Origin of the sequence: Kordia antarctica, assembly GCF_009901525.1 — a bacterium.
Classification (GTDB): domain Bacteria; phylum Bacteroidota; class Bacteroidia; order Flavobacteriales; family Flavobacteriaceae; genus Kordia; species Kordia antarctica.
The window spans coordinates 2,129,692-2,145,221 of record NZ_CP019288.1 but is presented as its reverse complement, the minus strand read 5'-3'; the positions used below and the strand labels follow the sequence as shown (position 1 = coordinate 2,145,221).

General features: G+C 27.9%; 8 protein-coding genes. 4 read left to right on the top strand and 4 right to left on the bottom strand.

From position 1 onward, the window contains the following. Window positions 1-155 precede the first annotated feature (155 nt). From IMCC3317_RS08585 to IMCC3317_RS08570, 4 genes are read left to right on the top strand one after another with little or no spacing between them, the layout of a single operon-like run. Window positions 156-1,619, top strand: coding sequence for a DUF3375 domain-containing protein (locus IMCC3317_RS08585; protein ID WP_160129109.1), 1,464 nt, complete (start codon window positions 156-158; stop codon window positions 1,617-1,619). Further along, a complete protein-coding gene (locus IMCC3317_RS08580; protein ID WP_160129108.1) occupies window positions 1,616-2,197 on the top strand; it encodes a DUF4194 domain-containing protein in 582 nt (193 codons plus the stop codon). The genes IMCC3317_RS08585 and IMCC3317_RS08580 overlap by 4 nt, the downstream gene beginning before the upstream one ends. Continuing rightward, complete coding sequence (locus tag IMCC3317_RS08575) at window positions 2,181-5,579, top strand: ATP-binding protein (RefSeq protein WP_160129107.1); 3,399 nt, start codon at window positions 2,181-2,183, stop codon at window positions 5,577-5,579. The genes IMCC3317_RS08580 and IMCC3317_RS08575 overlap by 17 nt, the downstream gene beginning before the upstream one ends. Then, entirely contained in the window at window positions 5,579-6,724 is a 1,146-nt protein-coding gene (locus IMCC3317_RS08570; RefSeq protein ID WP_160129106.1) for a Wadjet anti-phage system protein JetD domain-containing protein, read from the top strand. The genes IMCC3317_RS08575 and IMCC3317_RS08570 overlap by 1 nt, the downstream gene beginning before the upstream one ends. Before the next feature lie 39 nt (window positions 6,725-6,763). Here IMCC3317_RS08570 and IMCC3317_RS08565 read toward each other — a convergent pair whose 3' ends face one another. From IMCC3317_RS08565 to IMCC3317_RS08550, 4 genes are all read right to left on the bottom strand, one after another. Beyond that, the gene (locus IMCC3317_RS08565; RefSeq protein ID WP_160129105.1) at window positions 6,764-8,779 is read right to left on the bottom strand and encodes a UvrD-helicase domain-containing protein; all 2,016 of its coding nucleotides are present in this window, start codon (window positions 8,777-8,779) and stop codon (window positions 6,764-6,766) included. Next, a complete protein-coding gene (locus IMCC3317_RS08560; RefSeq protein WP_160129104.1) occupies window positions 8,764-10,839 on the bottom strand; it encodes an AAA family ATPase in 2,076 nt (691 codons plus the stop codon). The genes IMCC3317_RS08565 and IMCC3317_RS08560 overlap by 16 nt, the downstream gene beginning before the upstream one ends. 152 nt (window positions 10,840-10,991) lie before the next feature. Next, window positions 10,992-11,810 (bottom strand): hypothetical protein, encoded by an 819-nt coding sequence (locus IMCC3317_RS08555; protein WP_160129103.1) that lies wholly within the window; start codon window positions 11,808-11,810, stop codon window positions 10,992-10,994. Then, window positions 11,807-15,127 carry an AAA domain-containing protein gene (locus IMCC3317_RS08550; RefSeq protein WP_160129102.1) on the bottom strand — a complete coding sequence of 1,107 codons (3,321 nt, stop codon included), beginning with the start codon at window positions 15,125-15,127 and terminating at the stop codon, window positions 11,807-11,809. Before IMCC3317_RS08550 ends, IMCC3317_RS08555 begins: the two co-directional genes overlap by 4 nt. Window positions 15,128-15,530: the final 403 nt, after the last annotated feature.

Sequence of the window (15,530 nt, the reverse complement as noted above, 5' to 3'; positions counted from 1 at the left end):
ATTTCTAAATTTTAGTTCTCGTTATAGAGAGTTACTTAATTGTCTGACAAAATAAGAGTTTTATATGACCATTATAAGTAAAATTATTTTTAATTTTATCTTTTCAGATTATATTTTATGTAAGTAGAAATCATATAACATTATAAACAGCTTGAATGTCAGAAATTGAAGATGTAAGAAAAATTTTAATCGATTCTCCAAGTATCAATTTGCTAAAATCTAGAAATGTGGTTTTCATTATCTCATTTCTGAATTCTGTATTTGGTGAGAATCAAAGTGCTATTGCGTCAGATGATTTATACAGAAGACTAGAAGACTTCTTGAACTATTCAGAAGCAGATGTTTCTGATGAAGACCATGGTGATAAACTTTTTGAGACTGATGAAATCAAATCTAAAGCATATATAAAAAAGTGGACTGATAGTGGGTTTCTGAGCAACTACTATAACGAAAATGGAGATATTATTTATCAACTTTCCTCGTATACTATAAAAGTATTCAATTGGTTAGCTTCTTTAAAAAAGAAAGAGTTTATAGGAACAGAATCTAAGTTTAAAGATATTTTTAATCAACTTCAAGAACTGGTAGAACGTACAGATGAAGATAAAGAGAAACGAATAAAAAATCTTGAACGAAGAAAAGCTGAACTTGACGAGCAAATTCAAGATTTGAAAATGGGGAAAGAAGTTGAAACCCTAGATAATTTTGAAATCATACCCCGATTCGATAGATTAAATGCTACGGCAAAAGAATTGCTCACTGATTTTAAAGAAGTAGAAGATAATTTTAAAAAAATCACAAATCAAATCTATCAAAAACATCTCGACCAATCATTGTCAAAAAGTGATGTGCTCGATTATACTTTTGATTCGTTAAATCGATTGAAAGAAAGCCATCAAGGAAAGAGTTTTTATGCCTTTTGGGAATTTTTAATGGATAGTTCATTACAAAACCAATGGATAGAACTTACGGACGAACTCTACAGCAAATTAGAAGAAAAAGGTATACAAAATGAAGACACATTTTTAAGAGGTATTAAAAGCTATTTATTCAAATTAGGAAAGAAAGTATCTTACGCTAATGATAAAATGGCAGAAAAGCTGAGTAGAATCATAAGAGAAGGGAATTCTATTGATAGAGATTTAATTAAAAGATTGATTACTGATATAAAGAAGAACTTAGCAGTAATAGGTCAGAACAATATGCGCCCAAGTATATCTATGGAATTAGAAATAGCGATTGATTTGAATATACCTTTTGAAAAAAAGTTAACATACGAAAAAAAAGAAAATCATACATATAGTAGTAAACCTAAAATAGCTAATAATGATTTTTCGCAAGTAGAAGATTTTAAAGAAATCATTGCACGTAAAATAATAAATAAAGCGAAACTCAAGTCAAACATCAATACGATCTTAAAACATCAAAATCAAACAACACTTATAAAAGTAATCAAAGAAAGTGGTGGAATTTCAGAGGGTTTGCCTGAACTATTTGGGTATTTTGATGTGTTACAGGATTTTCAACATGAATTCAATGGTCAACAAATTGATACTGTATTTTTTGATGAAGAAAATAATAAATCAATACAAGTGCCAGAAATAATCATAACCAAATGAATTTAAAAGAACATATAAAACCCTATTCCAAATCGGTAGTGAAACTACTGAAAGGTACTGTCAACAGAAATGATAATGTTTGGGATGATGTACTTTTCTATAGAAAAGAAATAGCTGAATACATAAGCTTACTAGGATTAGAATTAATTGTGCGTGAAGACGATGGATATGCTTTTGTAAAACAATTTATAATTGATGAAGATAACAATACACTTGGCTTGGTGAGTCGTCGTGCTATTGGATTTGAAGTTTCAGTTGTGTTGGTCATATTAAGACAAATATTAGAAGAGTTTGAAAACAATCCAATAGAATTTCAAGGAACTATAAAATATATTCTTTTGGAAGATTTAAAAGACGAAATAGAACGTTTTCTTCCACAAAAATACAATACTGTCCAATTTTTAAAAGATTTAGATACCTACATAAATAAAATCATTGATTATGGATACTTAAAAAAAGTAAGTGGAGAAGATGAAAATCCAAAATATATAATTCATAAAATCATTAAAGACAAGGTTTCTCTTGATACATTAAATGATTTCAAAAATCAGTTAGAAGCGTATGTCAAGTCTATTTAGTACAGTATCAAGTGAAGCAGGTTTTCGACTTCAATATATGGAAATCCTAAATTGGGGAACTTTCGATGAAGAAATTTACCGTATAGAACCTAAAGGAAATAATTCATTACTAACAGGTGTAAACGGTTCAGGAAAAACAACATTTGTCGATGCATTATTAACATTAATTGTTCCTTTAAAAAACAGTCGTTTTTACAATCAATCTTCTGGTTCGGAAAAAAAAGGAGATCGGTCTGAGAAAAGTTATGTATTAGGTCATTATGGAGACATTCAAAGAGAAGACCAAAGTAAAACTACATCTCAAAGACTCAGAGATACCAGTTGTTACTCAATCTTACTTGCAAATTTTGAAAATACTGATGGGAAATCAGTCACACTATTTCAAGTACGTTGGTTTTCAGGGAACGAAATGAAAAGAAGTTTTGGAATTGGGTATATACCATTAGGTATAGCAGCTGATTTTCAAAATTTTGATGGGAAAGGGCTTTGGAAAAAGCTTTTGGATAAAAAATACAACTCAAACAGTACACGACGAAAACTAGAATTTTTTGATGGACCAACACAATATGCCAACCGTATTATAAAGCTATTTGGAATGCGTTCACTGAAGGCGTTAGATTTATTCAATAAGCTAGTTGGAATAAAAGTTTTAGGTGACTTGGATAGATTCATACGAAATGAAATGTTAGAGTCAAAAGATGCTGAAGAAGAATACAAGGCTTTAGAAAATAGTTTTGTGAACTTAATGGATGCCCAAAATAATATAAAGAAAGCAAAAGAACAGATTAAGCAACTAGAACCAATAAATACTTTAGCTGAACAATTGGAAGATAACCAAGAAAAATTAGAAAGTCTAAAATTTAATAGAGATACTGCTTTGTATTGGTTTGCAAAAAAAGGGAAAGAACTTTGTGAATCCGAAAAATCAAGATTAGCAAATGAAATTGATACTAAAAATAAGAGAATAAAAATTCTGAAAGTAGGAGAAGGCGAATTAAAAAAGGAAATAGCTGAAGTAGCTGTTCAAATTGAAAAAGATGAAGTTGGTCAACAAATAGAAAAATTAAAAACACAAAAGTCAAACGAAGAAGTAAAAACTTCCGATAGAAAAAATGCACTTCAAAAATATAACATAAAGGTAGGTTCTGTATCATTCCCAAAAAATCCCTCCAGAAAAATATTTGAAGAATCTTTACGAAGAGCAAATGAGGAAATTAAAAATATTAAAGTAACGCGACCAAAAAAAGAAGAAGCTTATTACAATTTAAAAACTAAAATTGAAGAAAAAGAAGTTCTGATTAAAGAAGCAGTAAATACTGTCGAAACTTTATTGCAAAGCGGAAATAATATTACTGGACGAGTTGCACAAATAAGAAATGAAATTATCAATGCAGTCGGAGCGACGAAAGAAGAAATTCCTTTTATCGGTGAACTCATTTCTATAAAAGATACTGAAGTTATATGGGAATTAGCAATTGAAAAGGCATTGCATAACTTTGGACTCAAATTAATAGTTCCTGAAGCATATTATGATGAGGTAAATAAATATGTCAATCAAACGAACTTAAGAGGGAAAATAACATACGAGCGTTTTCGTGATTCATTTTCGATGCGTTCATTCTCAAATAGAGAAAATGACAATGAAAATTATCTAGTAAATAAATTACAATTCAAAGCAACAAGTAAATATTCAGAATGGGTGGAGCAAAATGTGACAAGTCGCTTCAATTTTTTATGTGCGGAAAATATGTCAGCGTTTTCAAAAGCAGACAAGGCAATTACAAAAAAAGGACTCACTAAGTTTGGAAAAGGAAGACACGAAAAAGATGACAGGAAGCAATCTTTATCAAAAGAGCGTTACGTTTTGGGTTGGGATAATTCTTCTAAAATTAACTATTGGCGTAACCAAGTTCAAGAATTAAGAGAAGAAGTGAAAATTTTAAAAGCTGAGTTTAATTCTCTAGAAAGTACTTTAAAAGAAATAGATGACCAAAAGAATAATTTGAATCATTTAATTATAGGATATCCAACCTTTAATATAATTGATTGGGCTTCTTCTGCGAAAGAATTTGAAGCGTTAGAAAAACGAATAAGAGAGCTAAAAGAAACGAATCATCGAATAAAAGCTTTAGAAAAAGAGAAAGAATTACTTAATGGAAAGTTAATTGAAAAAGAGAAGGAAAGAGAAGGTATTGTAGATGAAAGAGCTGATTTAAAACCTCAGCTAACAACGGCTGAAAAATTATACAATGAAAATGCTGCATTGTTAAATTCAATTCAAGCTGATACTATTGATCTTTCCAATTTTGGTGTCGGAAATACTGATTTAGAAAATATAGTATATGCTAATTTTGAACTAACCCGAAACACTTTTCAAAACAAAAACAACGTTGAAATTTCTAAACTTGAAGCGGCTTTAAGAAAATTAGAAAAAGATATTAATGACAAAATAAGACAATTTAGATATCCTACTGAGAAGATAAAAAAAGATTTTCCAACTTGGATGTCAGATGTGAGTCATCTCTCATTAGAAATAGAATTGATCTCTGCATACCAAGAAAAATATAATGAATTAAAAGAGAATGATCTTCCAAAATTTCAGAAAAAATTTGATGACTATTTAGAAGAAACCTTAACAAATAAAGTTGGTGAGTTTAAAGAGTTTTTTGATAGTTGGTCTGAGGAAATAAAAGAGAATATAAAGTCATTGAATAAATCTTTAGAAGGAATTGATTTTGCATCAACTCCACAAACTACGTATATACAATTAAAAGATAAAGCGAAAAAGAATGATCTTGTTGATGAATTCAAAGAATATCTTCGAAAAGCGATTCCAAACTTTAAAGAAATTCGTAGTAAAATAGGTGAAGAAAAAATACATTTTGAAAATGCAATTGAACCATTTATTAAAAAACTTCGTGATGAAAAATGGAGAGAAAAAGTAATGGATGTAAGAACATGGTATGAATATAAAATTGAAGAATTTTACAGAGAGGATAATTCTAAAAAGAATACTTATGAAGGTATGGGGCAATTATCAGGTGGAGAAAAAGCGCAGCTAACATATACTGTACTTGGTTCAGCTATTGCATATCAATTTGGATTAACTAAAACTGGTACAGAAAGCGATTCTTTTCGATTTATTGCTATTGACGAAGCATTCAAAGCACAAGATGCTAAAAAAGCTAATTACTTAATCAATCTGTGTAAGCAATTACATTTACAATTATTGGTTGTGACTCCAAGTGATAATATTGACATCGTGGAAGATCATATTTCTTTTGTACATTTTGTAACGAGAAAAAATGATCGTAATAGTTGGTTGTATGATATGCCAATCGATCAATTTAGACAAGAAAGAGATAAATACCTTAATAGCTAATGATTGGTGTAGAAGAAATAAAAAAGAAGGCTTTAAGTAAATATACTACGTTTTTAGAATCTGTTGTAAATAATGAAAATATATTTCCTCTTATTATTTCAGGAAATAAAAAACCTAGCAAATCTACCAAAGAATTTGATAGAGAAATTAGAGAACTTCTATCAAATTCAAAAGAACAAAAAGGATATGGTTTTACAATAGCTTATGAAACAAGAAAGTCAAAAATTTTAGGAACTCAGAGTTTTCCGAGTAAATTTTCATTTGAATCTGAAATTGATTATCTCAAATTTTTAAATAAGACCAAAGAAGTAGCTTTATTTAGAGAGATAAAAAAAGAGACATTTACTGAATTTTCTGAACTAAAAACATGGATGCTAAAATATCCAAAAAAAATAATTTCCAATAAAGAAAACTGGGATGCCATACTTAAAGTTTGTCGATACTTCAAAAAGAATCCTATACCAAATTTGTATGTAAGAGAATTGCCGATTCAAGTACATACAAAATTTATTGAGCGCCATAAAGGAATTATCAAGGATTTACTAGATATACTTATAGAAGATTATGTGAATTTTGATGCTTCAAAGTTTGAGGAACGATTTAATTTGAAATTTTCAGAACCTTTAATAAGATTTAGAGTATTAGATTCTAAAATATCGGAAAAAGTCTTTTCAGGAATTAGTGATCTTTCTATACCTGTTTCTCAGTTTAGAAGCTTAAAACTTAAAATCAAGAGAATCATCATTGTAGAAAATAAAGTTAATTTATATAACATACTTACGTTACCTAATACAGAAAATACAATTGTTATTTTTGGAAAAGGATATTCGGTTTCCAACCTCAAAAATATAGAATGGTTCAACGATAAAGAAATTCTTTATTGGGGAGATATTGACGCACAAGGTTTTGAAATACTTTCACAAGTCCGAAGTTACTATCCACAAGTTCAAAGTGTTTTAATGGATACTAATACTTTTACTAAATTTTATGAAAATGATTTAGGAACAATTTCTTTAGTGAAAAACGAATTGAATCTAACTAAAGAAGAGGGGCTTTTATATAATAGGCTAAAGGCTGAAAATTTAAGACTTGAGCAGGAAAAAATTCCTCACGGGTATGTTATTAACTTTTTCAATAATTTATAGTTGTCACTAACTCTATATTCTAACTAATGATTTATTGAATCATTGATTAATTTGATTCAAGTCAATTACATTTTCAAACCATTCATTTGCTTTCAAGATAGTTTTTTGAGAACATTCTCCTTCATAAAATACAATCAAATCTTCTTTAGGACGTGTGCAAGCAACATAAAAAAGATTTAATGTTCTATTAAAATATTTTTCATCGTCAGATTTTCCTTCAAATAGATATTCATAACAAATAGAAAGTTGATGGATTTTATCATTATTTATAACAACTAAAACATTATCAAATTCTTCTCCTTTTACTCCATGTTGAGTTGAATATGAACTTAAACCCTCAGTATAATTGTAAAGGTTTATAAGTTCTAAATAATCAACTCTATTTACTCTTTCAAGTAGATAATCATTACTAGTAATGAAATCAGAAACTTTTGAATCAAATTCTAAAATACCAGAGCTTTCTGCATATTCTAAAACATATTTAATCTTCAAAGTAGTGAGCGAACATAATTCATCCATTTTGCTTTTTAAAACTGTTTTGTCTTTCCCTACGCGAATTTTAAAATCTACTTTTTTTAGCAAGGTATTTATGTTTTTATCCTGATAAAGTGATATGATTTCTTGAACTTTAAATAAATATTTAATTAGTGCATCTTTTTCATCATTTCTTGTATTTGATTCAGAATTTTTACTCTTTTTATTTCCAATAAGTTTTTCCTTATCTAGATATATTTTTGTTAAATCTTTGAATGGCATAGATAAAGCCATATCAAATAAATCGCTATTATCAATAATGTGAGTATACATTGCACCTGTGGGTAGAATTTTTTCAATTCCTGGGTGCATTCTTTTTACAGAATTGATAGCTTTTTGAATTGTATCGAAATTTGGTTCTTCCTTTTTAATTAAATCAATAGCTTTTTTGAAGTCTAACCCTTGATCGAATTCTTTGATTAATTTATTTAAAAGCTCTAAAAGTGAAAATGAATCTGTATCATACTCAATATCTACTGTTTTCAAATAATCTTTAATACGTTTAATATATCCTCCTTTTCCAACAATCTTATCTTTTGTGTAAATCTCGAATAAGGTGTTGAATTCTGCATGTTTAGCTATAGTACGATTTCTAATAAATAAGACCTTTGATAAAGGTTTTCCTTTCTTATCAAAATCTAGAAAATTCCAATCAGAACAATACTTACTTGTAGTTATATCTTTTAGTGCTTTATCTCCTAAAGAAGAATATAAAAAGGTAATATTTCCTTTTTTAATAGTTCCATCTTTATTAATATTTGGAGCATCAGTATTTTTTGAAGGATCTTGTTTCAAATCATCGTCTCTCAATTCATTAGCTAAATCAATAATCGATTGAGGATTTCTTCTATTTAATATTTTTTCAACTTTTGTTAGTTTTCGTTGAAAATCATTATTTATTAACTGATTAATGTTTAGCTTACCTATTCCTTTATCATAAATTGATTGCATGCTATCTCCAAAAAGTCCAATTCTCAAATCAATGCTTTTTAGATTAAGATTTTTAAATAGAATTTCTATAACCTCTGTAGATGTATCTTGATACTCATCTACAAAAATATAATCTAACTTATCACCTAATATTTTACACAAAAGAGGATGTTCTTCAAAAAGATACTTCGCAATTTGAATAACTTCATTATGCGAAATGACTCCTTTTTTTAAACTCTTATATTCTCGATATTGAATCTCTATATCATTTGATAAATCTTCTGTAGATACATCATCATTTAGTTCAATAATAGCATCTTTAAGATTAGCTTGAAATCCTTTTATATTATCCCATAAAAAATCATGAATTGTAGAAGCTTTTAAAGATGAAGATTTTACTCTATCGGTAATTTCATCCGCAGCAACATTAGTGTAAGTAATACATGCAATTTTTGATTTAGGTTCTTCTTCATTAATCCTTTGAATTAAATCAATTAAAGTATGTGTTTTTCCACTTCCTGCCCCACCACTTAATAGAAAATGGTTACCTGACTGCATTGTTTTAATAATTTGATCTACTTCTGAAGCCATAGTAATCCTTCTTTAATATATGATGGAATTTCCCAATTACTATAATGCTCGTCACTGTGGTAGATAACATCTAATGCAAAATGGGTTTTCTTTTTTATACAATTACTAGCAAGTTCGTATGCATCCTTTTTTTTATCTCCTTCTAGGTCAAAATGACCTTTGTTTTTTAATCCATTAAAATTATCCTTATTCGTCTTAATGAAGGTTTCATTGATATGAATAAATGCATCTTCAAAACTTCTCGCATGAAAACCATTTTCTTTATGCTGAAACGCTACACATAAATTATTTTCTTTAATCAAAATATTTTGAGAAGATTTGATTAATTCTCTAAAGTCTTTTTTTATAAAATGTTTTAATGAAGAATTTTTTATTCCTTTAACAGCTATGTCGTCAGGAGAACATGACTTTTCTACTGTTTTATTTTCCCCTTTTTTATTCTTCTCTGGAGTATTAACTAGTTTATATGTATCAATATCAGTAATTAAGAGTGACTTAATACCTATAAAATCAATAAATTTTTCAAATATATGGGCGTAAGCACCAACTTCAACAGTTGAAATATTTTGTGAAAGCAACGGAATTTCAAAATCATTTTCAGTATCTATTTTATCCATCATAGCTGAAAGTAAAATTCTTTCTGTATCGCCTTCAATTAAAATGGCTTTATCAGCAAAAAATAACTCAGCTCTGTTTAGAGTTAGGTATTGCTTTAGAAACTGATATTGATTTGTTTTATTTTCATATGTCTCTTTTAAATCTTTTAGATTTCGAGAACTAACCTTATTTTCTTTTTGATTTTTATAAAAATATTTAACATTATCAAAATCACTTTCAGCGACTATATGTGAGGAATGCGTAGTTATTATACTTTGTAAGTTGAATTTAGTTTTTTTTGAATCTCTTTTGCCTTTAATATTAAGTCCATTCTGCTCTTTTTCTAAAATTTTATTAATATTTTTTATGAATACATGTTGCATTTGTGGATGTGTATGAGCTTCTGGTTCTTCAATAAAGAGTATGTTTATATCAGCAGGTATTTGATCTTCTTTTAACTCTCGTTCTTTTCTAATTTCTCTGAATCTTATTTCCAGATCAAAGATGATTGAGAATAGGTTTAAATATCCCAAACCATTATAATCTTCAGGTAATAATGTTTTAGCAAACTCATAAACAACCGAGGTGTTTTCCTTTAAAATATTTTTACCTTGGAGGGAGGAAACTACTTTAATTAATGATTCTCCTTTATTCTTTCCTCCAAAAAGCCCTATTTTTTCTATTACTTCTTTAAAAACTTTAGGATACACTTTATCAAGTTCTTTATCGGTATCCTCCAATTTTTTATTTAATTCTTTGATAGTAATCTCTTCTTCTAAAGTATTCTCAAGGCTTTCATAATAATCTGATGATAATCTGGAAAGGGTTTTATTTGGTCTATTAGAATCAGAGTTATTAACTTCTCTCTTAGCTTTAATACTTTGGATATTAATTATTTTAGAAATCAGTTTTTTATCCGTAATTAATTCCTGTTTTCCTAAATTATCATCATCAATGTATTCATAAGTTTTTATCTCTGTCTTGAAATATTTAGAACTTGATGATAAGCGTAAAAAATCAATAATATTCTTTGTTTTATTTTCTTTTTTAAATGTTTCAAAATCTGTTTTCAGATATGTAAACTGTAATTGGTTTAAAAAATATTCAAAACCTAATACTACAATATTATCAGATTCAAGATTTAATATTAGTGAAGATACATTTCGTAGGTTATCTGAATCATTATATTCTATCTCAAAAAGAAGTTGAATACAAAATTCAAAGTCATCAGGAATAACTATAGAATTCTTAGTTTCTAATGCTTTCAGTTTTTCTTGTTCATCAAGGTTAAAATCATTTATAGAAAAAGTACTCTTTTCAGTTAGAAATTTCTCTATTATTGACAATAGTGATGTTTTACCTGTATTATTTTTTCCTATTATTAAGGAAAGTTGATCTTCTAAATCAATCGTGAAATTTTTTAATAGTCGAAAGTTTTTAATTTTTATTCTTCTAATTCTCATTTGATAAATGCATTTTAAATATTTAGTCGATATGATGTAAGAAAGTATAAATTTTAATTACGCAATTTAAAATAATTTCTTACAATCAAGAAGGATGTTTACTTTGTGTTAAATTTTCACTTTAAAGCCCGTTTTAATAAAAATTATGAACTTTATGATCGGTCAGTTTGATATTTGTTGAAATAATCAGTTACAGCTAATGATAACTCTTCTTCAAGTGTATATAACTTAAATTTTTGTATTGATTTTTTATGTCTACGTATATCATAATGTTTAGAATTATCCTTAGAAATATATTCAAATGCTAAAAAGGAAATACTGCGTTCGTACGTTCTTACATTGGAATCATCAAGATCATAGAATTGATAACCGTTCATTTTACGATTGAAGTATGTGGCAAATTCTAACGAAGGAAGTTTTTTTGGTCTATGTTTGTACTGAACCTTCACACCTTCTTTCAAATGACGATTTGCCAAGAGCTTGTAATGAATTGGCTTTTGTTGTTTATTATCTATAGAATCAATCGTGATTTTATCATCGAAAAATGTTTGTAATAAATCATTGTATAAAAAATGGAATTCAACTATTTCTAGTTGTTTTACAGTATGCTTTTTTTCGAGGAAACTATAACCTTTAGGAGTAATTTCATATAGCAACTTAATATCGTCAGTATATACTTCTTTTATTAATCCATTTTTAACTAAATAATGAAATTGAACCGTAACAAAGGCATCTTCAACAATCCCCAAAAAAGCACAGATTTCTTCATGACTATTGATTCCAATAATTACAGTTTCTAAAATGACTTTACTAAATCGATCAATAGCAACGCTCTTTTCAGCAACAACTTTTTGCATACATTTCCAAAACGGAATATACATTTCAAAAATATTGACAAGCTCAAAATTTTCACGATGATCTTTGAACATGTCATATTGCTTTTCGTATTTGATTAGAAAATCTGTTTTCATTGTAAGATATTTTTAAAATTGTGGACAATTACACCTTGTTCTTCAAGTTGTCGTACAATTTCTTTTAGCTTAAAATCTTTAAATTCACTTTTTTCATGTAAGTGCGCTCTTTTTAAAATATATTCATGATCTCCTACAATGATTAATAATTTTTTAGCTCTTGAAAACGCTACGTTAATTCTTCTATAATCATCTAAAAAACCAATGCTCGAAACTGCTTCACTACTTTTTACAATATCATATATAATAATGTCACGTTCCGCACCTTGAAATTTATCTACTGTATTAATATCAATTAATGAAGTATCATTTTTATCTTTATGTAGTATTTTAAAATTTTTATAGCGGTCTGTCTTTATTGTACTTTTCAGTAACTCTACTTGACCTCTGTAACCAGCTATAATCCCAATAGTAAAAGGATATTCCTTTTCAGCATTTCCTTGATACTGTTTATTTAATTCAACTAAAATCTCATTAATAACACTTCGATTACATTCATTGGCTCTTTTTTTCTTGTCACCATTGTCATAAGGATTATCGCTATCTGAAGTACTTATCATAACAACAGATGTTGGAACTTCGATGATTTTTTTGGTAATAAGATCCATTATTTTTGTCAATGGTTTCTTGAATTGTAACCCATGAGATTTTTTAATATCATAATCAGAAATTATTTCTTTAGAAGGATTTCTTAATGGGTTTTCTTTGTAAAAATATGTTGAAATCAAGTTCCCTAACTGTCTAGGCATTCTATATTGAGTGCTTAGCATTTTATAATAATGAGATAACTTATCATTGTTTTCAAATGTAGTAATTAGTTTTTCAAACAAACTTTCTCCAAACTCTTTCTGAATGTCTAAACCATTATCTTCTAATTCTTCTTTAATTTTTTCTTTCACAGCTTTTTCTCTTGTGACTACAGGAGGTAACTGTTTGTGATCTCCTATCATAATCACATTTTTTGCCATGTTGATCGGAACCAAGCTTTCTGCGGGTGTTGCTTTACTGCTTTCATCCATAATGACATAATCAAACTTAAAATCTATATTTTGATATTGTCCACTAGCAATGTGAATACAAGTAGCTCCAATGACATTTGTAGATTGAAGCAAAGCAGTTTTTAAATCTATTTCAGTAGTTCCAGTATGTAACATGGAAACTTTTTGCTTTCCTTTGTCTGTGTCTGCATTACTTAAAAAGCTAAACCAATCTCGTTGAATAGCTCTCAATTTTGAAACTTTTAGATCAAGATGCTTATCAAAAATCAGATCGACTTCTGCTAGGCTTTTTACTTTTTCAAATTTTCTTTTGATATAATTATTTTGATAATAGAGATAATTCTGGAAATCTGTGAATTTTTTGTCATTTCCAGAATTTTTAAGTGCAGTTTTAAATTTTAAAATTTCATTGTCCGTTTTACTATTTCTTAGTTTTGAATCTAGATAATCTTTTGAAGCTTTTTTTGTTTTTTCTACCCAATCTGAAAGTTTATTTGTAAAAGAATGCATTTTAATAGATGCTGTAATTCTATCTTCATCAGAAGCCAATCGCATAAATAAAATAGTATCTGGTAAGCGCTCCAAAACATTATCTACTGCTAAATTTGACTGAGACGTAATTAGAATTTTTACATTTTTATTTTCTAGAACCATTTGTTCTACTAATTCAACTATAACTGTTGTCTTTCCTGTTCCTGGCGGACCTTGAATTAAGTATAATGGTTTTCTGTGTAGTGCTTCCAAAACAGACTCTAGTTGCGATTCATCATTTTTTAAGCGCTCATTAATTATTGTATTTTCAAAAGCAACATAATCTAAATTTGGAGGAGTTTCTATAATCAGATGCTCTGGTTTAATCAGTTTTGTACATAATTCTGGATTGACTACCTCTCTTTTTGAAAAATTGGTGCAAGCATATACCTGCTTTTTAAACTGACTTATTTCTATAGTAACATCTTCTATCAGTTTCCCTGATTTTGGAATATCATCAATAGTTATTTCAGCGTCTTGTATAATAAGTTGATAGTCTTTTTGATTGTACTTATGAATTATTCCTACTACTTTATCATCTATAGCTAGCTTTATATTATTTTTTCTAAGCTCCCGAATAAAATACCAATCCCTAAATTTTTTTGAAAGTTGGAAAATAAGATTATTAGACTTTTTTTTGGTTGCGCTACAACTAGTATATATAGCTTTAAATGCTTTTTCCTCAATAAATTCTTGTTCTTTTTGTGGAAGCGTTTTCCATTTAGTAATTAACGCTGTTTCTTTTTTGTGTAGTTTACCGAGATCATTTGCTTCTTTCCATTTATTCTCAAAGTATTGGGATATATTAAAACTATTAAATGATTCATAGCCAAACTTATATTCCGATACAAAACCATTGTTGTTTACGTACTTATTAGTATAGTTTTTAATTCTATCTGCTAAAATAAAAATTGAATTATCAGAATTTGCAAAAAAATTCCCACTATAGTTTTCAGTTGAAAATTGACCTTGAACATTATTGTGTTCTTTTGATTTTTCTTCAGAGACCAACAAAAAAGATTCCTCATTCATTTCATCCATGACAGTTTGAAAGTTTGTCATTAGCTCGGATTTTACACTCACTGTAACTGTTTTACTATAACTGACACTTTGAATGGTTGTTTTTTGGTATTTTCCCAGTACATCTATGACATCTTTATAACTATTATACCGATCAATTTTATTCAAAGCCAATGCTTTTTCAAAAATTTCATGTAGAGTGTTATTGTCGCTATGATTCAGTATATCTTTAAAACGATTAAAAACAGCATACATATCTGATTGAAATGATTGAACATAATTCTTTTTGAATTCTGGAGCAAGACAATCAGTGTCTATCGCATCAAATAGAGCGAAGACTTTTAACAGACCTAAAAACTTAATCTCAGGTTGGTCATCATATATTGCAATAGTTAATGGAGAAATATAGAAACCATATCTGTTTTGATTTTTTAGATGATTTAATGTTTTTAGCACCTTAATTAAATCATTTACTGTGAACTCATCTTTTTCTTCATTAGTATTATATTCGTAGGCAATAAAATGTACTTCATTTTCTTCATCGTAACCATACTGAATGATTCTTTGCACTAATGGGTTTATTTCATTACAAATAGGATCAATCTCGTACCTTAAAACACGATCAACATATTTTTTTTGATTTTGAGGAGTCTTTATGAGAAGTATTTCAACTATTTTTCCAAGTTTGTCTTCAGCTAAATACAGTTGGACAATATCATTGAATTTTTTTAGTGATTGAGTAATTTCAAATTTGTTTATGTGATTCACAGTTCAGTATGTATGAGCAAATAATTAGATAGTAATAAAATTAAATAAAGTATTTAAGAAAGTTTTCTAAAATCAATTGTTAAATACTCTAAGTTTTTGAATTTTACTAATGTGTAAGTTTTCTTTTGTTAGATGAAAATTTCAATACTTTGACAAATAAAGAATAAAGTTAGATTGTTTAATCTACACCTGTTTACGGTTTCCCGTATCGAATATGATTATTTATGTAAATAAAGTTAAAACCTTTTTTTAAGTCATATTAATAGAGAATTTCAATAGGAAAGGCTATAATAACTTGCACAAAAATTTCATTTTATTTTGCTGAACAAGAATAACTTGTTGACTTTAAGTGAGTAATAAGTAAATTGTTCCTTATCAAGTTTATACTTTAAACTTGATAAAT